Genomic DNA, 22,145 nt, shown 5'->3' with positions numbered 1-22,145 from the left:
GGCTACCCCAGCATGGCGTGGCACCCGTAGCGAGCACGTCAGGCCGAGCCGGTGCGCAGGTGGCACGCCGGCGGGCTCTAGTGTTGGGTCCGATGAGCAACGAGGATGTATGGCTGGTGGTGCCCCTCTTCAACGAGGCGGCGGTCATCGGGGACGTCGTCCGGCACGCCCGGCTGACCTTCCCCAACGTGGTGTGCGTGGACGACGGCAGCTCCGACGGTGGGGCCGAGCAGGCCGAGGCCGCGGGCGCCGTCGTCGTGCGGCACCCCGTCAACCTGGGTCAGGGTGCCGCCCTGCAGACCGGCTTCGAGTTCGCCCTGTCCGTGCCCACGATGCGCTGGGTCGTGACCTTCGACGCCGATGGTCAGCACCAGGTGGACGACGTCGAGGTCATGCTGGAGATGGCCCGCCGCGACGACCTCGACGTGGTGTTCGGGTCCCGCTTCCTCGATGACCGCACCAAGCCGAGCCTGGCCAAGAAGATGGTGCTCCGCGCGGCGGTCGGCTACACCAACCTCACCACCGGCACACGGCTCACCGATGCCCACAACGGTCTGCGGGTGCTGTCCCGCGACGTGGTGTCACGACTCGACATCACCCAGAACCGCATGGCCCACGCATCGGAGCTGGTGGCCCAGATCGGTGACCTCGACGTCCGTTACGCCGAGAGCCCCGTGCACATCCTCTACACCGACTACTCCCGCTCGAAGGGGCAGTCACTGTGGAATGCCGTCAACATCCTCGCCGAGCTGATCCTGCGATGACCTCCCTCGCACCTTCGGAGACGGGCACGCCATGAAGATCGTCCTCATCCAGATCCTGCTGATCGCCGTCGTGCTCTTCGTGGCGATGCGCATGCTGCGCTCGCGCGGGGACCGCACGAAGGCCGTACGGCGGATCGGGCTCGTCCTGTTTGCCGCCTTCGCCGTGTGGTCGATCCTGTTCCCCTCGGTGTGGAACCAGATCGCCAGGGTCGTCGGCGTCGGTCGTGGCACCGACATGGTCCTCTACGCGCTGGTCGTGGCGTTCCTCAGCTTCACGGTGACCACCTACCTGCGGTTCCGCGACTTCGAGACCCGCTACACCAAGCTGGCCCGCCGCATCGCCCTCGACGAGGCGCAGGTGCCGCCGGGTGGTTCCACGCCTGAGCCGCCCGCGTCTGGCGAGCCGGAACGCGACACCCTCGGCGGCTGACCCGAGCACACGACACAGGGGACGACCCGCCCCGAGGCGGTGTCGTCCCCTGTGCTGTGTGCGTCTGCGTTGTGGCGTCGCTGGGCGATCAACCGTAGAAGGAGAGCACCCCGTCGATGACCCGCTGCTGGTCGGCCTCGGTGAGCTCGGTCGCACACGGCAGCGACAGGCCTCGGGCGAACAGGTCATCACCGACCTGGCCGCCGAGCCGCGCCGCGTCGGCGAACGGGGGCTGCGCGTGCAGCGGGCGCCACAGCGCCCTGGCGCCGACCCCCACCGACTCGAGGTGCTTGAGCAGCCCGTCACGCCCGCGGGGATCATCCTCGGGCACCAGCACGGAGTACAGCCAGTAGGTCGCATCGAAGCCGGCGACCCGCGGGGGCAGCACGAGACCCGTGCCACCCAGGGCCGCGTCGTAGCGCGCTGCGATGGCGCGCTTGGCCGAGACGAACTCCGGCAGCCGCTCGAGCTGGGCCACTCCCAGCGCTGCAGCGAGGTTGGTCAGGCGGTAGTTGTAGCCCACCTCGTCGTGCAGGTAGCCGACGTCCGGGACCTTGGCCTGAGTCGTGAGGTGCCGCGCCCTCGTAGCCAGCGCCTCATCGTCAGTGACGATCATGCCGCCGCCGCCCGTGGTGGCGATCTTGTTGCCGTTGAAGGAGAAGGCGCCGACCCGGCCCACCGTCCCGGTGTGCTTGCCGGCGAACCGGCCAGCACTCCACGTGGCGCCCAGGGACTCGGCCGCGTCCTCGAGGATGGCCACGCCGTATCGCTCGCACACCTCGACGAGGGGCTCGATGTCGGCCGGCTGGCCGAGGACGTGGACGACCTCGACCACCTTGGGGAGTGCCTCGCCCGCCGTCACGCGCCGCTCGAGCTCGGCCTCCAGCAGGGCGGAGTCGAGGTTCCAGGTGCGCCGCTCCGAGTCGACGAACAGCGGTCGTGCACCCAGGTAGGCCACCGGGTTGACCGAGCCGACGAAGGTGAAGTCGGCCACGGCCACCTCGTCACCAGGCTCGACACCGAGCAGGATCAGCGCGACGTGGAGGGCGGCCGTGCCCGTGGAGCAGGCCACGGCATACCGCGCGCCGACCGCGTCGGCGAACTCACGCTCGAACCGCGAGACGAACGGACCGACGGACGAGACGAACCCCGACTCGACCGCCTCGAGCACATAGTCGCGCTCCCGCTCGCCGATGTTGGGGACGGCCAGCGGCACGGTGCCCTCCGGGCCGCGGGCGCCGGGGACGTGGACCTCTCCGGGGACGCCGCTCATCGCTGGTATCGGGCAGCGCGGTCGAGGTCGGCGCGCGGTCGCAGCCACTCGGCGGTCTCGCGCAGCCCGTCCTCCAGGCTCACGGAGGGCGCCCATCCCAGCAGGTCGCGGGCCCTGGTCGGGTCTGACAGCAGGATTTCCACCTCGGAGCCGTCGGGGCGCAGGCGCTCCTCGTCGGTGACGATCTCGGCGTCGGATCCGGTGACCTTCTTGCAGATGTCGACGACCTCACCGACCGACACCGTGCGACCGGTGCCGAGCTGGACGGTCGTGCCGGGGGCCAGGTCGGTGGCGGCCGCCTTGACGAACCCGTCGCAGGTGTCGGTGACGAAGGTGAAGTCGCGCTTCGGGGAGACCGCACCGAGGCGGATCTGCGGGGCGCCGGCGAGCATCTGGCCGAGGACCGTGGGGATGACCGCACGGGCGGACTGCCGCGGACCAAACGTGTTGAACGGCCGCAGGACCGTCACCGGGGTCGCGAACGACAGCGCGTAGGACTCGCACATCTTGTCAGCACCGATCTTGGTGGCGCTGTAGGGCGACTGGCCGCGCAGCGGGTGCGTCTCGGTGATCGGCACCTCGTCGGGCGTGCCATAGACCTCGGAGGTGGAGGTGTTGATCATCCGGGGGGTCCCGTGCCGACGGACCGCCTCCAGCACGTTCAGCGTGCCGGAGATGTTCGTCTCCACGTAGGAACGGGGAGCAACATAGGAGTAGGGGATCGCGATGAGCGCGGCGAGGTGCATCACGACATCTGCGCCCTCGACCGCGTTGAGCACGTGCTCAGGGTCGCGGATGTCACCGAGGACCACCTCGGCCTGCCCGTCCCGCACCGCCTGCTTGAAGGTCTCGGACTCCTCGAGCCAACCGGTCGTCCCGAACGAGTTGTAGAGGCAGAACGCCTTCACCCGGGCTCCGTCCGCGACGAGTCGCTCGACCAGGTGGCTGCCGATGAAGCCGTCGGACCCCGTCACGAGGACGGTCTTGCCCGCGAGGGCGGGGGTGGTGGTGTTCATGGCCGCCTGCTGAGGCTCGGTCACGCCTGTCCTTTCGCTCGGGCAAGGTCCTTGGGAGTGCCCACGTCGATCCATTCGGAGGAGATGCCCCACGCCGAGACGCGGTCGCCACGGTCCAGGCACATCTGCACCAGATCAGGCATCGTACTTGGCTGGCCCTCAGGCAGGAGAGCCAGCGCCGCGGGCGACACGGCATAGACCGCGGCGTTGATGTCCACGTTGACGGTGGGTTTCTCCGAGATGCCGGTCACCACGTTGCCCGGCCCGGTCTCGACCACACCGAAGGGGATCTCGTGCTGGTAGCTGCGCGTGGCGAGGGTGACCTCCGAGCCGCTGCGCTCGTGGAACTCCAGCAGCGCCGAGGGGTCGAACTGCACCATCAGGTCGCCGTTCATCACGACGACCGGGTCAGCCAGGTCGGGACGCTCGGCGCGCAGCAGGGTCAGCGAGCCAGCGGTGCCGAGGGGTCGCTCGGGGCTCTCGTGCAGGTAGCGGATGTGGCAGCCCAGCCGGCTGCCGTCACCGAGGTGCTCGACCACCTGGTCGGCGAGGTGGTTGACGCTCACGTAGATCTCGCGGATGCCGCCCCCGACGAGGTTGAGGACGATCCACTCGATGATGCTGCGCCCCGCCACGGTCATGAGGGGCTTGGGCGTGTGCCGGGTCAGCTCGCCCAGGCGGGTGCCCTTGCCCCCGGCCATGATGACCGCGACGTTGGGAAGTGGCTCGGTGCCGACGACGTCGGACAGCGTGTGCAGCCCCACCAGTCGGCGCGCGGCGTCGACCTCCGGCACCACGTCGATGCGCAGGGCGCGCATGAGGTCCAGCACCAGCGGGCGCGGTGACCCGGCCTCGACGGTCTGCGGCGTGGTGGTGGCGAAGGGCAGCGCCGGGTCCTCCAGCCCTGCGCCCTTGAGCAGCGCGCGGCGCAGGTCACCGTCGGTGAGCAGGCCCGCGAGGGTGCCGTCCTCGGCGATGAGCAGGCATACCGTCAGCGCGGACCGGTCGACGACCTCGAGGGTCTCCCGGATGGTCGCGCTGGTGGGGGCACAAGCCTGCTGCAGGTCTCGCAGCGTCACCGGGCCTCCAGGATCAGGTCGACGAATGTCTTGACCCGGGGTGAGCCGGGTGCTGCTCGCACGATATCGAGGACGCGCACGCTGGCGTCACCGGCCCCGTAGGGGTTCACGACCTGCCGGCACAGCGACGCGAACTCCGGTGAGAGGGCGCGCTCCAGCCCGCGTGCCACCTCGACGGCCCCCTCACCGACGTCAATGACGTTGCCTCCACGGAGCCGTCCGCGCTGCCGCTCACCGATGTTGACAACAGGCTTGTGGACGGTTGCCGCCTCGATGATGCCCGAGGAAGAGTTGCCCACGACGACGTCGACCGTGCGGAGCACCGCCGGGTAGTCACGCCCCAGCGCCTCGACGAACCGGAACCGGGGCTCGACGGAGGCGAGGGCTGACAGCGCGGAAATGATCTCGTCGCGGCCCTCGTCCACGCCGGGGTAGGTCGCGATGACCGTGCCGCACCGGTCGAGCGTCGCCTGCGCCGCCGCCCGCGCCCACTCGGCCACCGGCGCCCCCGGCTCCGCCGTCGGGGGGTGGTAGGTGAAGAGCGCGACCGGTCGCGGGACCGGGGAGCCGACCAGGCCTGCCAGGGCCCGGTCATCCAGGGCCTGCGCCTGTGGGAGGCGGTCGAGGCCGGGCGCGCCGGTGTGGTGGACCCGCTCGGGGGGCTCTCCCATCTGGCGGATGCGCGCGGCGGCGTCGGCGGAGGCGACGCAGTGCTGGTCGGCGAGCTTGGTGACCGCGTGACGCACCCGCTCGTCGACCGCACCCTCCGTCACCTCACCACCGTGCAGGTGGACGACCGGGACGGCGAGGAGGAAGGCAGCGGGGACGACGTACAGCAGCTCCCACCGGTCGCCGAGCACCACCAGCACGTCGGCACCGAGGTCCTGGAGGACCTGGCCGGCGCCACGCGCGATGGCTGCTCCGTGCCTGGTCATGCTGTCCGCGCTGACGCCGCGCATGGGTTCGGCCAGCGCGTGGACGCGCCCGTTCCAGCCGTCAGCCGTCCGCGGCATCGCGGCGGCCAGGTCTTGCGGCGTGTAGGCCACGCCCGTGAGGACGTGCAGGTCCACGTCGGGCGCGGCGTCGAGCACGGACAGCACCGGAGACAGGGGGCCGAGGTCTGCCCTGGTGCCGACAAAGACCGCAACGCGGAGCCGGCCGTCCTGCGTCGTGCTCACGCGAGGCCCGACACGTCGCCGATGGTGATGGGGGCCCCGGCCGCGACGTGGCGGGTCACGCTGGCGCCGAACAGGTCCACGGCGGGGCTCAGGCCCCCCTCGGGACGCAGCAGTGAGAGGTGCTCGGCCGCCAGCACGGTGCCAGGCTGGAGGTCGACCGCGGCATGCCAGCTGCGGCGCACGAGTCCGGCGTTCTCCTCCTCCGCCGGCATCCGCCGCTTGACGCCGTCGCCCAGCCCCCGTGCCAGGTCCTTGCTGGACGCGACGTAGTCGTTGAGCTCGCCCGGCTCGAGGCTGGCCGCGTGATCGGGGCCGGGCATCGTGCGGTCGAGGGTGAAGTGCTTCTCGAGGATGCTCGCGCCGAGGGCGACCGCCCCCAGGGCGGTCACCAGTCCCGGCGTGTGGTCCGACCAGCCCACCGGTATGCCGTGCCGCTCCTGGAGCGCGGGAATGACCCGCAAGTTGCACTGCTGGATCGGCGCGGGATAGGCCGAGACGCAGTGGAACAGGATCAGCCCCGGTGCGGCTGCACACGCCTCGACGGCTGCGTCCACCTCGGCTCCGTCTCCCATCCCCGTGGAGACCAGCAGCGTGACGCCCATCCCGGACAAGGCCCGCAGGAACGGCAAGTTGGTCAGCTCGCCGCTGGAGACCTTGAGCGCCGGCAGCCCCAGGTCCACGAGCATCTCGGCGCTACCGAGGTCGAAGGGGGTACTGAGGAACGTGATCCCGCGTTCCTTGGAGTGCTGCTGGAGCTCATGCCACGCCTCGGTGGGCAGGGTCAGCGCCTCCAGCAGCGTGCGCTGGTCCCCGGAGCCGCCCCTCTCCCGCTGGTAGGGCGTGGTGGAAGCGGTCGCCGACACCAGCTGGTCCGGAGAGAAGGTCTGGAACTTCACCGCGTCGGCGCCGGAGTCCGCGGCCACGTCGACCAGCTGGTGGGCGAGCTCGACGCTGCCGTTGTGGTTCACCCCCACCTCGGCGATGACGTACACGTCCCCGTCGGAGGGGACCGCCCGGTCACCGATGGATGCGCTGCGCATGGTCACTTGTCCTCCGTCACGTTGCTTCTGAACTGGCGGGCCGGTATCCCGACGACCGTGGCACCGGCGGCGACGTCCTGCGGCACGACCGCACCGGCCCCCACCGTCGCGCCGGCCGCGACCCGTACGAAGGGCAGCACCGTTGCCGCCGAACCGATCAGGCAGCCGTCGCCGACCTGCACCCCACCGAGGAGGGTCGCCCGCGGCCCGAGGTGGACAGACTCCGCCACCTGGCAGTCGTGCTCGACCACGGCCGCGGTGTTCACCAGGGTGGCCGTGCCGACGACGCTGTTGGGTCCGATGTGGGCGTGCTCCAGCACGGCGGTCCCGGGGCCGAGCGTGGCGGACGTCGCGACGGTCGCGGTCGCGGCGACGAGCGGCGGGAGGCGCAACCCCCGCTCAAGGCAGGTCCGGGCCAGGCGTGCGCGGACGACGTTGGACCCGATGCCCAGCGCCACGGAGCACCCCTCTGCCGCTGCCAGCGCAAGGCCGTCCTCGTCCCGCTCGATGACCGGGAGCACCCAGGGCTTGTCGGGACGGCCGACCACGGCCGCGACCTCCCCCCCTGCGCGCTGGATGACGTCCACCAGGCTGCGGGCGTGACCGGAGGCGCCGAGGACCAGCCAGCGCCCCGGAGCATGGGTAGCGCGGTCAGGCATCACGAGGGGTCCGGGGCGATCCGGGCGATGTGCTCGATCAGGGCGGTGGTGGACACCGACGGGGTGCGCGGGAAGTAGACGACCTCGCAGATGTCGCTGAGGAAGTCGAACTTGCCCTCCCAGTCGTTGCCCATGGCCAGCACGTCGGCCTGGAACTGCGTGACGTAGTCGCGCTTGAGCTCCAGGCTCTCCTCGACGAAGACCTCGTCGACCATCTTCAGGCTGCCGACGATCTCCAGCCGCTCCTCCTGCGAGAAGACTGGTGCGCGGCCCTTCTTGCTGATGTTGAGCTGGTCGGCCGAGACCCCGACCACGAGCCGGTCGCCCAGCCCGGCCGCACGCTGCAGCACCCGGACGTGCCCGACGTGCAGCACGTCGAAGGTGCCGAAGGTGATGACCGTGCGCTCGCTCAAGGACCTGCTCCTTCACGTCGAGAGCCCGGTGCGCGTGCCTTCCGCGCCCCGGGCCTGGGCGCCTCGCAGCCTACCGTGCAGGGGCTAGCCCGCCGAGGCCTGGCTGACGAGGGCGAGTGCGGCGACGGCCGCGTCCACCACCGACTGGTGGGCCAGTCCGGCGCCGTCACTGGGCCGGCCGCCGTTCAGCAGGGCGTCAGCCAGGGCCCGCGCATCCAGCGCGGCGAGCTCCACCCCCACCGGGCGGGCGACCAGGTCGCTGGCCACGACCCGGGCACCCATGGCCAGGGCCTCGCGGACGATGACCGAGTCGCCGTCCCAGGTGGTCGGGCGCAGGAAGACCGCCGAGCGGGCCAGCGCCGCCGACACCTCCGTCGCCGAGAGGTTCATCGACACCTCCACCCAGTCCAGGCCTTCGACCTCGCGTCGCAGCGCCGCCATGTGCGGGCCGTCCTGGTCGTAGGCGAGCACCCACAGCCGCAGCCCCGGACGCTCGGCCCGGGCCAGCCGGACGGCCTCGACCGCCAGCGAGGCGTTGTAGTGGGCCAGCCCCGAGTTGGTGGCCACGGTGACCAGGTCGGGGTCGCGCTCCACCGGCTCGGTCGAGGTGACGCGGGTCGGCACGAACGGCGACACGACGACGACCCGGTCACGCAGACGCTCGGGCAGCACCTCGCGGATCTCGTCGTTGACCGCCCATATCTCGTCGTAGGCGGCGAGGCTGGTGCGCAGCAGCCTCGCGCGCCAGGCGGGCATGCACTCAACCTGGCGGCGGGTGGAGCCGGAGTGCAGCACCACGACGGTCCGCCCCGGCAGCACTGCGAAGACCGGGGCCAGCACGATCGCCCGCCACAGCCGGGTGATGTGGAACAGGTGCAGCGCGCGACGGGCCCGCAGCGCGGGCACTGCCCGGGCGGCCCGCGGGGCCGAACCGGTGTCGACCTGGTGCATCGTCGCGCCGGCGTCGACCAGCCCCGCGGTGAGGTCATGGACGCTGCGGGTCACTCCCCCGACCGGTCCGGGCACCTGGGCCCACTGGAAGACGTGCACGCGCTCGTCGGCCACGGCTCAGTCCAGCCGCGAGCTCGTCAGCACGCCCACGAGGTGGCCGCCGGCAGTGACGAGCGCCAGAGGGACCATGACCAGGGCGAGCGCGTGGGTGCCGACCAGGTCGCCGACGACCACGTCGACGACCCCCGCGACCAGCGTCAGCAGGGAGAACTCAAAGGCCACGAACGCGCGGAAGACCGGGACGTAGCCGAACGCCCGCCGGACCCGGGCCACGCCGGAGACCTTGGACCGCGTGGTGGCTGCCACGTCGTCGAGCAGCGGCCGCCCGGTCTTGGCGCGGGCCACCACCACGAGGTCGGTGAGCGCCTTGTTGACGAGCACGATGACGCTGGTGAGCAGGCCCAGGACGGTCCACCCGCCGACGTCCAGCGGGTGCGCGAGCGTCCAGCCGTCGGCCCGCAGGCCCAGCGCGGCCGGCAGCGCGGCCTCGGTGACGTAGTGGCAGACGCGGTCGAGGTAGATCCCGGCCGGGGAGAAGCGCTGGCGCCAGCGGGCGACCTCCCCGTCGCTGCAGTCGAGCACGATCTGCAGCTGCATCGCGAGGACCGCCAGGACCGGGCCGAGCAGGCCGGGCAGCGGGAGCGCGAGCGGGCCGACCACGCCGAGGACGATCATCAGCCAGGTCACCCCGTTGGGGCTGATCCCGGTCGGCAGCAGCAGCTTCGTGGTGCGGATGCTCAGGTGCCGGACATACAGCGCCCCGGACCAGTGCTCGGCGTTGTAGCGGGCGATGTGCGCCTCGGGCTGGGCGACGGCCTTGAGCTGCGCCAGCGTGGGGTGGTTGTCCAGCGGGTCGTGGTGCAGGGTCTCGCTCATGCGGCCGCTCCGCGGATCCACCGGCGCCAGCCGGCGGTCGACTCGGTCAGGTAGAGGACAGCCAGCCAGAGGGCGCCGACGACCAGCAGCGGCTCCAGGGCACCCGGCCACCAGGTGGCGACGGCCAGCACGAGGATGACCCGCCCGTCCACGCCCAGGCCGAGCACCGACAGCCACGGGGCGGGCGCCTCCCCGGTGTCGCGCAGCCGGTAGACGGTGTCGTAGCGGTGGTAGGCCACGGCCGCGAGGAACGCGAACAGCACGCCCAGCTCGCGCGCCGGGAGCTGGTCCTGGGCGACGACCGCGATGACGACGACCTCGGCCACCCACAGCAGCCAGGGCAGCTGCCAGCCGAGGGTGTGCCGGATCGGGGGCCGCGTGGCCGCGCCGATGGCCGGCGCTGCGACCACGGCGGCGACGAGGCCGACCCACAGCCGGTCGGACCGGGCGCCGACGACGACCGCGACGAGCAGCGCGGCCCCGGCCACCGGGGTGGCGAGGAAGGGCAGCCGCAGCAACCGGCCACCCAGCCGGGCCACGGGCCCGAGGTCGGTCTGGTGGTCCAGGTGGCCCCAGGCCGTCCCGGACGCCTGCAGCGGGGGGACGCCGTCGCGGCCGGTGAGCGCCTTGAGCGTCCGGCCGCCGATGGTCCACACCATGGCCGCACCGACCGACACGATGATGGCCCACAACACGACCTGCGGGCTGAACGTCAGCAGCCCCAGCGAGATCACGAGGTAGCGCTCCGCGATGGGCATGTGCATGACCTTCTTGGCCCAGTGGATGCGCCACCAGCGGGCGGAGGGCTCGGGGGCGAAGTCCGTGCGCGCGTCCTGCGGGCCGAGGTCGCGCGGTGCGACCAGCGGTATGCCGTCCGGCCGGCTCACCCGGGTGGGTGCCAGCCGGTGGTCGTAGGCGTAGTCCTCCAGGTGGCGCAGGGTCACCAGGGCCATCGCCGCGGTGGCCACCAGCCACAGGTCGGCGCCGTGCCGAACCCCGACGTAGGCGCAGGCGGCGAAGACGGAGTACTCCTTGACCCGGTCCCCCACCGCGTCGAGCCAGGCCCCGAGCGCGCTGAAGCGCCGCGTGAAGCGGGCGATCTCCCCGTCGACGCAGTCGATGACCAGCGCGAACTGGATCAGGACCGCTGCGGCGACCCACGCCCAGCGGTTGTCGGTGGCGACGAGCAGGGCCGCGGCGACCCCGATGGCCAGGCTGGTGACGGTGACCGCGTTGGGCGACCACCCCAGGCGCAGCCCGACCCCGGTGAGCCGGCGCGAGAGGGGACGCACGGCATACGTGGAGACGAAGCCGTCGCCGCCGCGGGAGGCGCCACGCAGCCGCTGCCGCCAGGGGGAGCCGGTCGCGCCGCGCGCGCTCACCGGGCCACGGGACCAGGTGAACGGGCCCATGGCCACCGACTGCACCCTCACCTGACCGCGCACGAGGGCCAGGACCGCGAGGGCGAAGCCGTCGACGTCCCAGGCGCCGGCCTCGACCGAGGCGGCACGCCAGGTGCGCGCGGCCGCGATCCGGTCGGCGGGGTCGACGCGCAGCAGCCCGGGCAGCGCCCGGTTGGGCCGGGTCACCTCGTGGACGGCGGTGCCGACCGACTCGACCAGCTTGCCGTCGCCACCGACCCGGGCCCGGGTGGCGACGTCACGGCCGCCGTCGAGCACCTCCGGGGTGGCAGTGAGCACGCCGGTGCGGACACCGGGCTTGTCGAGCAGGTCCAGTACGGCGGGCAGGCTCAGGTGCAGGTCCGCGGCGGCCACCACGAGCACGGCGGCGGGGTCGGACTCGGCCAGGTCGGCCAGCTGCTCGAGCACGTCGGCGGCCGTCCCGCTGATGACCGTGGCGGCGCCGTCCACCCCGGCCCCTGCGAGCTCGTTACGCAGGGCCGAGGCGTCGCAGGACCCGAGCAGGGCCAGGTCGGCACCGGCGGAGAGGCCGTGGACGGCACGCGCCGCCTCGTTGCCGACCGTCGCGGCCGGGTCCGGGCTCACCGTGCGGCGTCCACGTCCGCGTTGTAGCGGTCCAGGACGTCCTCCATCGGTGCGTCCATCACGAGCTCGCCCTGGCTGAGGTAGAGGCCTCGCGTGCCGAAGCGCTTGAGGTCGTTCTCGTTGTGGGACACCAGGAACAGCGTGCGCCCGCCCTCGAGGAGGGACTCCATGCGCTTATAGCACTTCTCCTTGAAGTTGCGGTCGCCGACGGCGAGCACCTCGTCGACGAGCACGATCGGCTCGTCGAGGGTCGTGATCACCGAGAAGCCGAGGCGCACCTGCATACCCGAGGAGAAGTGGCGGTAGGGGGTGTCGAGCGCCTCGCGGACCTGCGGACCGGCGAAGTCGACGATGTCGTCGAAGCGCTCGTCGACCTGGTCGCGGGACAGCCCGTGCAGCCCGGCGGTCAGGTAGATGTTCTCGCGCGCGGACAGCTCGCCGATGAAGCCACCGGTGAGCTCGATCAGCGGGGCGACGCCGCCGGTGACGGTCACCTTGCCGACGTCGGGGATGAGCACCCCGGCGATCATCTTCAGCAGCGTGCTCTTGCCGCCACCGTTGGCGCCGACGAGGCCGACCGCCTCGCCCTCCTTGACCTCGAAGTTGACGTCCTTGAGCGCCCAGAACGTCTCCCGCGGCGCGCTGTTGCGCTGGTGGAACAGCATCTCGCGCAGCTGCATCTTGCGCCGGCGCGAACGGTAGAACTCGACGCCGAGGTTCTCGGCCTTGATCACCACGGACATGGCTCAGATCTCCTTGAGCACGGCGCGCTCGAGGCGGGCGAAGACGACGGCGCCGGCGGCCACGATCAGTGCCGTCACGGCGGTCCCCACGGCGACGGACTCCCAGTTGACCTCCCGGGCGAACAGCCCGGCGCGGTAGAGCTCCATGACCCCCGTCATCGGGTTGAGCTCCAGCAGCACCCGGACCCGCTCGGGAGCCGCGTGCACGCCGTAGATGACCGGCGTGAGGTAGAAGAACATCCGCAGGAAGATCCGCACGACCCGCTGGGTGTCAGTCACCAGGGCGGTCACCGGCGCGAGCAGCAGTCCGACGCCGACGAGCAGGAGGAACTGCAGCACGAAGCCCACCGGGATGAACAGCAGACCCCAGTTGATGTGGGTCTGGCCCTTGACCATGTAGTAGATGGTGAAGCCGGCGAGGACGGGCAGGGACAGCAGGAACTCGATCCCCTTGGCGATGACCACCCGCACGACCCACAGCTCACGCGGCAGGTTCGTCGAGCGGACCAGCTTGGCCTCGGCCAGCAGCGCGCGGGAGGTGTCGGTCAGCGACCCGGAGAACCACTGCCAGGCCAGCAGGCCGGCGATGAGGAACAGGATGTAGGGCTGCTCACCGATCTTGCGGGCCTTGAAGATGAAGGTGAAGACGAAGAAGTAGACGCCGGCCATCGCCAGCGGGTCCAGGATCGTCCAGAGGTAACCGAGGACGCTACGGGAGTAGCGGACCTTGAGGTCACGGACCACCAGGGTCCACAACACCTGCCGGCGGGCCATGACGGCGCCGGTGCGGGTGAGGAGCGTCATTCGTTCGTAGCCTGTCGTTCCGGGGAGCGGCGAGGGTCCGTCTCCGTGCTCAGGATGCCAGCAGCGCGGCTGGCGCCGGCGACCGAGGGTACGCCACCCGGATGCGCGACGGCAGCCTGCGTCCGGGCCGGGGACCGCCGGGCTCGCACCGCCCCCACCCGCCGCCGGTCCTCGGGCAGCAGCAGCTTCACCGCGCGCACCGGCGCCCGGCGCAGGACCTGGGGCCAGGAGGCCAGCCCGAGCTCCCGCTCCAGCCGGTAGACGGCGAGGTCGTCACGGACCCGCTGCCAGCCGGAACGGGTGTCCGGCGCCCACACGCGGGGGCCCCGGCGCCCACGGACCGCGGTGACCAGGTCCTCCATCCGCCCCGCCGCCGCGAGCTCGACGTACAGGCGCAGCGTGGGCGGCAAGGTCCGCCGCCGCTGCTCGCTCACGGCTCCGACAAGGTGCTCGCAGAAGGACAGGTATGCCGCGCGGAAGGTGTCGTCCGCCTCGGGCAGGGCTGCGGTGTAGAGCGGCAGGTCCACCCGCAGCACCTTGTCGTCATGGGCGACCCGCAGCTCGTGCAGCCGGTGCTGCTCCAGGAAGCGGTCGACCGCGGCGACGGCGGCGAAGCGGTCGCGCAGGTTCTCCAGCTCGTAGCGGCGCTGGGTGATCGACAGGCCGGCGGTGCGGGCCCGCCACGCGTAGACCGGCTCGTGCACCACGGCGACGGCCCCGGCCAGGCAGAACGCGGGGATGGTCAGCGGCAGGTCCTCGTAGAGCACACCCTCGGGGAACTCCAGGTCGTGCTCGCGCAGGAAGTCACGCCGGTAGACCTTGTTCCACGCCGTCGTGTCGTAGACCAGCGCGTGGTCGCGCGTGATGTCCGCCATGTCGCCGAGGGGGTCCAGCGCCTGGGCGTGCAGCGCGGAGACCCAGGTGCGGCGACCGTCGGTGCGCAGCACGGGGCCGGTGGCCACGGCATACCCGCTGGACTGCGCCGCGGCGACCAGCGCGCGGTAGCCGGGCAGGAGGACGTCGTCACCGTCGACGAAGGCGACCAGGTCGGCGGTGGCCTGCCGAAGGCCGGTGTTGCGGGCGGCGCCGAGGCCCGCGTTGGGCTGGTGCACGACCCGCCAGCCCGGGCGTCCCTGCGCCATCTCGTCACAGACCCGGCCGCTGGCGTCGGTGGACCCGTCGTCCACGAGGATCACCTCGCTTCCCTCGGGCACCTGCTCAGCGACGGAGCGCAGGCACTCGCCGATCCACGGCTCGACGTCGTGCACGGCGACGATGACGCTGAGGGCGGGTGGCATCCCGCAACGGTACCGCCCGGCGGGGGCCCGCCCTGACGCCGCAGCCGGCAGCCGGTTCGGACCGGGGAAGGGACCGATGCCCCGCTGTTAGCATCGGGCCCGTCCGCCGTCCCGGCACGGCACCACGACCTGAAGATGGAGTCCGTGCAGTGGTGATGTGGTTCGAGGCGCTGCCGACGTTCCTTGCGCTGGCAGCCGTCGTGCTGCTCCCGGGGCTGGCCCTCGGCTACGCCGTCGGCCTGCGCGGGCTGTCCGCCTGGGGCGTGGCCCCGCCGCTGAGCGTCTCGCTGCTCGGGGTCCTCGGCATCGTCGCCGGCGTCGCGCACATCCCCTGGAACGTCGGCGTGCTCGCTGTCGGGACCGCAGCTTCCTGCGTCCTGGCCGCGCTGGCGGCCAGGATCTTTCACCTCAGGGTGCGACCCGGCCGACACGTCGACGACCTCAACGTCACCCTGGCGGGACTGGGTGGCGCGGCGATCGGAGCGGTACTGCAGGCCGCTGTGGTCCTGCGCGGGATCGGCAGGCCGAGCTCGATCTCCCAGACCCCCGACGTCATGTTCCACCTCAACCGCATGCGGACGATGCTCGACTCCGGCGACATCTCGTCGCTGGTCGGAGGGTTCTACCCCAGCGCCTTCCACGACGTCGTCGTGAGCGCGGTGCAGGTTGCCCCCGCGTCGTTGGTCGTGGCGAGCAACCTCGGCGCGCTGCTGACGGCCGCGGTGATCTGGCCCCTCGGCTGCATCGCCCTGGCTCGGCAGGTGTTCGGTCCCCGGCCGCTCGCGCTGCTGGCCACGGGCCTGGCGTCTTCCGCCTTCGTCGCCTTCCCCGCGTTCCTGCTCAGCTGGGGCGTGCTGTGGCCCAACGCGATCGGGCTGTCCCTCGTGCCGGGCACCCTGTCCATGGCGGTGGCCGCCGTCCGGCCGGTCGCGCTCACCGGTGTCCGCCGCCGGACCGCGGCACTGTGCCTGCTGATCGCCGTGCCCGGCGTGTTCCTCGGCCACCCCAACGCGTTGTTGAGCCTTGGCCTGATGGTCCTCACGGTGCTCGCCGCCGCTGCTGTCCAGACCATGGTCGAGCAGGAGGGGCGGGTGCGCCGCCGCGCCGGTCTGGCGCTCGCAGCCCTCGTCTCCTCGACGCTGGCGGCGGTTGTCCTGCTGCCGCGCATCTCCGCCCAGGTTGCGGCGGTCTCCGCGTACGACTGGAAACCGACAGACACGGTGACCGTCGCCAGCGTCGACATGCTCTTCAACGCCCCCCACGACGGCCCCCTGCTCGTGGGGCTCTCCGTGTTCGTCGCCCTCGGCGCGGTCGCGGTCATCGCCCGGTACCGCAGCCTCGTGTGGGCGCTCGTGAGCTTCGTGCTGTTCTCCGTGCTCTACGTGCTGGCCGCCGCGGTCGGCACTCCCCTCACGCAGCTCTTCACGGGGTACTGGTACAACGACTCGGTACGCATCGCGGCCTCCAATGCCGTCCCGGGCACCCTGCTCGCGGTGGCGGGGATGGGCGCCGTCAACCGGGGTCTCCGCCACCTCACTGCCCGGCGGATCCCCACCGCGGAGCGGTCGAGGCTGGCCACCTTCGGCGTCCCCGCAGTGGTCGCGGCGCTCTTCGTGGGGGCCACGCTGGGAGTCTCCCACCGCCCCGAGGCACGCCTGATCGGTCACTACTACCACCCCGACACCAAGGTCCGGACCTTGGTGGACTCCCGTCGGGTGGCCTCGCTGAAGCAGCTGGCTGGTCACCTGCCCAAGGACGCTGTCGTGACCGGCATCCCCGCGAACGGATCGCCGCTGATCTACGCCCTGTCCGACCGCCGGGTGCTGTTCACCACGCTGTCCCCGTTGAGGGACCCCGATCGGTTGACCATCGGACGCTACCTGGACCAGGCCAGCACCCGCCCCGAGGTCTGTGCCGCCCTGCGTCGTCAGCACGTCCAGTACGCCGTGACCGGCAAGTGGACCTTCTGGGGTGAACGGATCAACCATGCCAACGTCGTCGGCATGATCCGGCTGGCAGGCCGGCCAGGGTTCACGCGGATCGCCAGCGCAGGCGGCTACAACCTCTACCGCATCACGGCCTGCGGAGGTAGCTGAGGGTGAGCCCGTGGCTTGCGGCGATCCCGGCGCTCGGCACCACGGTCTTCGTCCTTCTGGCACCGGGACTGCTGCTGGCCCTGGGGCTGGGACTCAGGGGGATCCTCGCGTGGGGCGCGGCTCCGGTGTTCTCGATGAGCGTGCTGACCGTGGGTGCCGTCGGCGCATCCGTTGCCGGTGTGCGCTGGAGCCCCGGCGTCGCGGCTGCCTGCACGGCGGCCTCTCTGGCCTTTGCCCTGGCGGTGGGCGTCGCGATGCGCCGTCGCCTGCGCCCGCCGGCTGAGCCCCGCCATGCGTCGCTGGGCGCGACGGCCGGTGCCGCCCTCGGCGTCCTCGCCTCCCTCGCCAGCGCCGTGCCGGGGATGCGCCGGCCTGACAACCTCGTCGACAGCATGGACGCGGTGTTCCACCTGAACCGGATGCGCAGCATGCTGACCAGCGGCGACATCTCCTCGCTGGGCGGCACCGGCTTCTACCCCAGCGGCTTCCACGACCTGGCGGTCACGGCGATGCAGCTGCACCCCGTCCCGTTGATCACCAGCTCCAACATGGTGGTGCTCGCCTTCACGGCCGTGGCCTGGCCCATCGGCTGCGTTGCCATGGCCAGGCAGGTCTTCGGCTCCCGCCCTGCCCCGCTCATCGCCGCCGGGGTCTGCTCGGCGTCGTTCCTCGCCTTCCCGAGCTACCTGCTCGGGTGGGGCGTGGTGTGGGCCCAGGTCGCCGGGATCGCCGTGGTGCCCGGAACAGTCGCTCTCGTGCTGGCCGCCGCCGGGCGGCCCGAGACCGACCAACGGCCGCATCGTCGGTTGGCCGCTGTCGCGGTCGTTCTCGCGGTCCCCGGAGTGTTCCTCGCTCACCCCACGGGCGTCGTGACCCTTGCCGGTCTGGGCGCGAGCATGGTTGTGGGGGCCTTGCTGCGGACCGCAGTGGTGCGGCCGGAACGCCGACGGCGCGCACTCTCGGGGTTGGCAGCCCTCGCCTTCCTCACCATCGGGGCCGCTGCCGCCCTTCCCGTGGCCTCCCGCCAGATCGCCGTTCTGTCCTCCTTCCACTGGATGACGTTCGAGACCGTTCCCCAGGCCATCCGCTCAGCCCTGACGAATGCGCCCCACTTCCAGCCACAGCTGTGGGTGCTCTCCGCGGTCGTCCTGCTCGGCCTGGGCGCAGCTGTCATCCGGTTGGACGCGGTGCTGTGGGCGGCAGTCGGCTTCGTGGTGTTCAGCGCGTTGTACGTGCTCGCTGCGGCGGTCAACAGCTCGTTCACCGCGATGTACACCGGCTTCTGGTACAACGACGCCGTCAGGGTTGCGGCCTCCGTACCTGTCCCCGCGGTGGTGCTCGCCGTGGCCGGGCTCGAGGTGCTCAACCGCGCAGCCGCACGTCTCCTCCTCCGGGCGCCCGCGCTCGGGTCGGGGCGGTGGGTCCCGGCAGTGCTCGCCCCGTCCCTGGTCGGCGTGCTGTTCCTGGCCGGCACGGGCCTCAACAACCAGGCAGCCAAGGTCGACCTGGTCGCCCACTACTACTCGCCGAAGGAGCGCGGACGGCAGCTCGCCGACGCCGGGGAGCTGCGCGACCTCGCCGCTCTGGGGCGGATGGTCCCGGCCGACGCCGGGATCGCCGGAGTGGCGGCCAACGGGTCTGCGCTGGTCTACGCACTCACCGGCAGGCACACCCTGTTCACCACGCTGTCCCCCGTCCGGGGCGGCGACACCGAGATCATCGCCGGCGGTCTCGACCATGTCGCCTCGCGTCCCGATGTGTGCGACGCCCTGCGGCGCCAGCACATCCGGTACGCCATCACCGGGAAGGCCTACTACTGGGCCCGCAACGGCAACGACGACATCGACAGGGGCATGGTGAGTCTGGCCGGCCGTCCCGGCCTGGAGCGCGTGGCCTCACGCGGCCGGTTCAACCTCTACCGGGTCACAGCCTGCGGCGAAAGCTGACCGCGTGACCGAGGTGGTCAGTTCGGGCCGCATGGCGACCTCGGCCTGGCTCTTCTAGTCGCTCTGCTCGGCACGTCGACCGGTGGGGGTCGCACGGTCGGAGTCCCAGTCCCGGGAGAGCTCACGATCCTCGTCCCCGTCGTCCTCGATGCCGAGGTCGAAAGGCTCGTCCTCCTCCATCTCCATGCCCGGGTCCGGCTCCGTGCGCTCACGCTCGTCGCCCTCACGGTGGTGGGTCGCCTCCCACTCGGCCTCCCTGGCCCGGTCGGCGGCCGCGTCCCAGGCCTTGTCGCCGACGGCAGCCGCGGCGGCGGCCAGGGCCTCCGGGATCTGCGAGGGACGCGGGGCGACCGTGCGCTCGGCCAGCGGCTGGATCGGCGTCATGCCCTCGCCGAGGAAGATGTGGCGCACCACGCGCTCGGCGGCGCGGCCGTCGTCGTAGTCGCAAAAGGTCTCGCGGAAGCGGGCACGCAGAGCGTCGGACTCGGCGTCGTCGTAGCGGCCGCTGCGCAGCAGCTCGGCGAGCTCCTCCTGCTCGGTGGCGACGTGGCCCGGCGGGAGCTCCATGAGGTCGAAGTAGACGCCGCGCACGTCGCGATAGGTCTCCCAGTCGGGGGCGAAGATGACCTGCGGCCGGTCCAGGTTGGCGTAGTCGAACATGATGCTCGAGTAGTCCGTGACCAGGACGTCGGCGGCCAGCATGAGGTCCTCGACGCTGTCGACCCGCGAGACGTTGAGCAGCTGCTTGCGCCGCTCGAGCTCGGAGTGCTCGGTGTCCCACTCGTAAAAGTAGTGGGCCCGGACCAGCACGACGAAGTCCTCGCCGAGCTGCTCGGCCAGATGCACCGGGTCGGCGCGCAGGGTGAAGTCGAGGTCGTGGTCCCGGTGGGTGGGCGCGTAGAGCACCGCGCGCTTGTCCGTGGGGATGCCCAGGCGTGCCCGGGCGGCCGCGACGTCGGTCGCGGTGGCGTTGACGAGCACGTCGTTGCGCGGGTAGCCGGACTCGACCGTCTCGTAGTTGCTGGGGATCGCCCGCTGCCACACCACGCTGGAGAAGCGGTTGGAGGTCAGGTTGTAGTCCCAGCGGTCGCTGCGCATGAGCAGGTCCTCGAACACGAGGTTGCCGATCGCGGCGGGGTGCTTCATGAGGTCGATGCCCATGTGCTTCAGCGGCGTGCCGTGCTGGGTCTGGACGTGGACCTGGCCCGGGCGCTTGATCACCTGGTCGGGGAAGTTGACGTTGTTGACGAGGTACTTCGCCCGGGCCATGAGCGACCAGTAGCGCCGGCTGCCCGGGATGACGTAGTCCACGCCCGGCGGGAGCGAGTCGACGTTCTTCTCGCGGACCACCCAGACGCCGTGGATGTGCGGGGCCAGCTCGCGCATGGCCTCGTAGATGGCCTTCGGGGAGCACGCGTAGCCGCGGTTCCAGTACGCCGCGAACACGGCGAGGTTGGGGTCGAGGTCGACGGTGGCGACCTCGCGGCGGTACTCCAGGCGCTTGGCCAGCTTCTTGCCGCGCGAGGCGACCTTGCGGGCGTTCTTCTTCGACTTCAGCAGCTTCTTCTTGCCGGTCGAGGCCGTGTTGTTGACGACCCGCAGCGCCCGGAAGCCGGTGTAGTTGTCCTTCTTGAGCATCGCCAGCAGCTGGTCCTGGCGGGGGCTGCCCATCGACTCGGTGCCGTCGCTGAACCGGCGGGCGTGCTCGGAGGCGGCGTGGAAGAAGTCGGCGCGGGCGTCGTCGGGGACGCGCTTGGGGTGGCGCAGCACCGTCATGTACTGCGCGATCATCTGCTGGTAGACCCGCGGTCGCCAGTGCGACAGGTCGGGGCGGCTGTCCAGGAAGTCGAAGATGCGCTCCCACTGGGCGAAGGCCTCGAAGTGGCGGCGCGACGTGGTGCCGAGGATGTTGCCGTGCCGGCGCTGGCGGTAGTGCACGGTCACGACGGGCAGGGTCGAGATCGACTTGGCCGTCAGCAGCGGCTTGTAGGTCCAGGGCGTGTCCTCGTAGTAGCCGGGCGGGAACAGCAGCTCCTCGCGCTCGAGGAAGTCGCGGCGGCTGACCTTGTTCCACGCCACGTGCAGCAGGTCGAAGAGCTCGGGGTGCTCCTCGGTCGTGAACGCCGGGCCCTGCGAGAGCTCCTCCAGCAGCTCGTACATCAGGTTGCGCTGGACCTTGCCCCACCAGAAGGTGCGGGCGTGGTCGACGATGAGCAGCTCGGGGTTGCGGGCCTTCTCCAGCTGGTCCGCGATCGCCTGGAGGCTGCCGGGGGTCAGCGAGTCGTCGCTGTCGAGGAACATGACGTAGCGGCCGGTGGCGTGCTCGAGGCCGGCGTTGCGCGCCGGGCCGAGGCCGACGTTCTGCTCCAGGTGGACGACCCGCAGCCGCTCGTCCCGGGCAGCGCGCTCGTCGAGCATCGCCGGGGAGTGGTCCGGCGACCGGTCGTCGACGGCGATGACCTCGAGGTCCTCGAAGCCCTGGCCGAGGACGGAGTCGAGGCACTCCTCCAGGTACGCCTGGACGTTGTAGACAGGGATGATCACGGAAAGCAGCGGCACCCGTTGACTGTAGCCAACCTGTGAGCCGGCCCCGCAACAGTCGGGCCGCGGCGCGACTGCGCTCACGCGTCTTCGATCCGCACCCGGCTGCTGATGAAGCCCCAGCCCCAGGACAGGTGCATCGTGGGCAGGATCACAGGGAGCAGGACGCGTTCGCCCCAGCCGATGCCGGCCCGGATGGTCAGGCCGCCGACCGTGGTCAGCGCGAGGTAGGCCAGGGGGACCAGCCAGGCCGGTGGCCAGACGAGGCCGGCGACGGCACCGAGGACCACCCCGGCCAGCGCCAGGGGAGGAGCCAGGTATCGCGCGTTGATCGTGCCGCTGTGGGTGCGGGCCACCACGCGCCGCCACCGCCCGTAGTCGCGGTACTGCCGGGCCAGCGTGGCCAGGGTCGGGCGGGGCCGGTAGGACACCCGCAGCAGCGGGGAGAACCAGACGAGCCCGCCGGCCTCCCGGATGCGGTGGTTCAGCTCCCAGTCCTGGGCGCGCACGAACCTCGGGTCGTAGCCGCCCATCCGGTCCAGCCACTCCCGGCGGAACACACCCAGGTAGACGGTGTCGGCCGGCCCCGGCTCGCCACCGGTGTGGAAGCGGGATGCGCCCACCCCGAGCCGGGAGGTCATCGCCGCGGCGACGGCTCGTTCGAACGTCGTCACACCCTCGGCGTCCATGAGCCCGCCGACGTTGGCGGCCCCGGTCTCCTCGAGCAGCTCGACGGCGGTGCGCACGTAGTCACGGTCGAGCACGCCGTGCCCGTCGACGCGGACGACGATGTCGGAGCGGCTCGCGCCCAGCGCGGCGTTGAGCGCCTCCGGGGTCCGGCCGCTGGGGTTGGGCACCGTGTGCACCCGGGGGTCGGCCGCCGCGAGAGCGGCCGCGATCTCGTCGGTCCGGTCCCGGCTCGGGCCGAGGGCCAGCACCACCTCCACGGGGCCGGCGTAGTCCTGGCCGAGG

19 protein-coding genes are annotated in these 22,145 nt (G+C 71.7%); 4 read left to right on the top strand and 15 right to left on the bottom strand.

All coding sequences use genetic code 11. The annotated features are described in order from the left end of the window. Nucleotides 1-92: 92 nt before the first annotated feature. Together ACXVGS_RS13680 and ACXVGS_RS13675 are read left to right on the top strand one after the other, a co-directional pair. Complete coding sequence (locus tag ACXVGS_RS13680) at nucleotides 93-764, top strand: glycosyltransferase family 2 protein (RefSeq protein ID WP_458531880.1); 672 nt, start codon at nucleotides 93-95, stop codon at nucleotides 762-764. A gap of 31 nt (nucleotides 765-795) precedes the next feature. Further along, nucleotides 796-1,194 carry a DUF2304 family protein gene (locus ACXVGS_RS13675; protein ID WP_458528839.1) on the top strand — a complete coding sequence of 133 codons (399 nt, stop codon included), beginning with the start codon at nucleotides 796-798 and terminating at the stop codon, nucleotides 1,192-1,194. Nucleotides 1,195-1,282: 88 nt separating this feature from the next. Here ACXVGS_RS13675 and ACXVGS_RS13670 read toward each other — a convergent pair whose 3' ends face one another. From ACXVGS_RS13670 to ACXVGS_RS13610, 13 genes are all read right to left on the bottom strand, one after another. Beyond that, nucleotides 1,283-2,467 carry an aminotransferase class I/II-fold pyridoxal phosphate-dependent enzyme gene (locus tag ACXVGS_RS13670; RefSeq protein ID WP_458528838.1) on the bottom strand — a complete coding sequence of 395 codons (1,185 nt, stop codon included), beginning with the start codon at nucleotides 2,465-2,467 and terminating at the stop codon, nucleotides 1,283-1,285. After that, a complete protein-coding gene (locus tag ACXVGS_RS13665; RefSeq protein ID WP_458535721.1) occupies nucleotides 2,464-3,507 on the bottom strand; it encodes an SDR family NAD(P)-dependent oxidoreductase in 1,044 nt (347 codons plus the stop codon). Before ACXVGS_RS13665 ends, ACXVGS_RS13670 begins: the two co-directional genes overlap by 4 nt. Further along, on the bottom strand, nucleotides 3,504-4,562 hold the full coding sequence (locus tag ACXVGS_RS13660; protein WP_458528836.1) for a sugar phosphate nucleotidyltransferase: 1,059 nt from the start codon (nucleotides 4,560-4,562) through the stop codon (nucleotides 3,504-3,506). The genes ACXVGS_RS13665 and ACXVGS_RS13660 overlap by 4 nt, the downstream gene beginning before the upstream one ends. Continuing rightward, entirely contained in the window at nucleotides 4,559-5,740 is a 1,182-nt protein-coding gene (neuC, locus tag ACXVGS_RS13655; protein ID WP_458528835.1) for a UDP-N-acetylglucosamine 2-epimerase, read from the bottom strand. Before neuC ends, ACXVGS_RS13660 begins: the two co-directional genes overlap by 4 nt. Then, nucleotides 5,737-6,780, bottom strand: a complete 1,044-nt coding sequence (locus tag ACXVGS_RS13650; protein ID WP_458528834.1) for an N-acetylneuraminate synthase family protein — start codon at nucleotides 6,778-6,780, stop codon at nucleotides 5,737-5,739. Before ACXVGS_RS13650 ends, neuC begins: the two co-directional genes overlap by 4 nt. Nucleotides 6,781-6,782: 2 nt before the next feature. After that, nucleotides 6,783-7,439: a NeuD/PglB/VioB family sugar acetyltransferase gene (locus tag ACXVGS_RS13645; RefSeq protein WP_458528833.1), complete on the bottom strand. Its 657-nt coding sequence runs from the start codon at nucleotides 7,437-7,439 to the stop codon at nucleotides 6,783-6,785. Continuing rightward, entirely contained in the window at nucleotides 7,439-7,852 is a 414-nt protein-coding gene (locus tag ACXVGS_RS13640) for an adenylyltransferase/cytidyltransferase family protein (protein ID WP_458528832.1), read from the bottom strand. The genes ACXVGS_RS13645 and ACXVGS_RS13640 overlap by 1 nt, the downstream gene beginning before the upstream one ends. Before the next feature lie 84 nt (nucleotides 7,853-7,936). After that, nucleotides 7,937-8,917 carry a glycosyltransferase gene (locus ACXVGS_RS13635; RefSeq protein ID WP_458531883.1) on the bottom strand — a complete coding sequence of 327 codons (981 nt, stop codon included), beginning with the start codon at nucleotides 8,915-8,917 and terminating at the stop codon, nucleotides 7,937-7,939. Between the two features lie 3 nt (nucleotides 8,918-8,920). Beyond that, a complete protein-coding gene (locus tag ACXVGS_RS13630) occupies nucleotides 8,921-9,739 on the bottom strand; it encodes a CDP-alcohol phosphatidyltransferase family protein (protein WP_458528830.1) in 819 nt (272 codons plus the stop codon). Further along, a complete protein-coding gene (locus tag ACXVGS_RS13625; RefSeq protein ID WP_458535723.1) occupies nucleotides 9,736-11,745 on the bottom strand; it encodes a DUF5941 domain-containing protein in 2,010 nt (669 codons plus the stop codon). Before ACXVGS_RS13625 ends, ACXVGS_RS13630 begins: the two co-directional genes overlap by 4 nt. Then, complete coding sequence (locus ACXVGS_RS13620; protein ID WP_458528828.1) at nucleotides 11,742-12,488, bottom strand: ABC transporter ATP-binding protein; 747 nt, start codon at nucleotides 12,486-12,488, stop codon at nucleotides 11,742-11,744. The genes ACXVGS_RS13625 and ACXVGS_RS13620 overlap by 4 nt, the downstream gene beginning before the upstream one ends. Before the next feature lie 3 nt (nucleotides 12,489-12,491). Beyond that, nucleotides 12,492-13,292 (bottom strand): ABC transporter permease, encoded by an 801-nt coding sequence (locus ACXVGS_RS13615; protein ID WP_458528827.1) that lies wholly within the window; start codon nucleotides 13,290-13,292, stop codon nucleotides 12,492-12,494. Further along, the gene (locus ACXVGS_RS13610) at nucleotides 13,289-14,590 is read right to left on the bottom strand and encodes a glycosyltransferase family 2 protein (RefSeq protein WP_458528826.1); all 1,302 of its coding nucleotides are present in this window, start codon (nucleotides 14,588-14,590) and stop codon (nucleotides 13,289-13,291) included. The genes ACXVGS_RS13615 and ACXVGS_RS13610 overlap by 4 nt, the downstream gene beginning before the upstream one ends. 155 nt (nucleotides 14,591-14,745) lie before the next feature. Here ACXVGS_RS13610 and ACXVGS_RS13605 point away from each other — a divergent pair, with 155 nt between their 5' ends. Together ACXVGS_RS13605 and ACXVGS_RS13600 are read left to right on the top strand one after the other, a co-directional pair. Next, nucleotides 14,746-16,686, top strand: coding sequence for a DUF6541 family protein (locus tag ACXVGS_RS13605; RefSeq protein WP_458531886.1), 1,941 nt, complete (start codon nucleotides 14,746-14,748; stop codon nucleotides 16,684-16,686). Nucleotides 16,687-16,688: 2 nt separating this feature from the next. Beyond that, nucleotides 16,689-18,632, top strand: coding sequence for a DUF6541 family protein (locus ACXVGS_RS13600; RefSeq protein ID WP_458531885.1), 1,944 nt, complete (start codon nucleotides 16,689-16,691; stop codon nucleotides 18,630-18,632). Nucleotides 18,633-18,686: 54 nt separating this feature from the next. Here ACXVGS_RS13600 and ACXVGS_RS13595 read toward each other — a convergent pair whose 3' ends face one another. Continuing rightward, a complete protein-coding gene (locus ACXVGS_RS13595; RefSeq protein ID WP_458537056.1) occupies nucleotides 18,687-21,191 on the bottom strand; it encodes a bifunctional glycosyltransferase/CDP-glycerol:glycerophosphate glycerophosphotransferase in 2,505 nt (834 codons plus the stop codon). A gap of 62 nt (nucleotides 21,192-21,253) precedes the next feature. Beyond that, nucleotides 21,254-22,145, bottom strand: an 892-nt coding sequence (locus tag ACXVGS_RS13590) for a glycosyltransferase family 2 protein (RefSeq protein WP_458534604.1), incomplete at its 5' end; no start/stop codon positions are given.

It is taken from the genome of Oryzihumus sp. (genome assembly GCF_054325275.1).
This window is presented reverse-complemented; position numbering and strand designations above follow the sequence as displayed.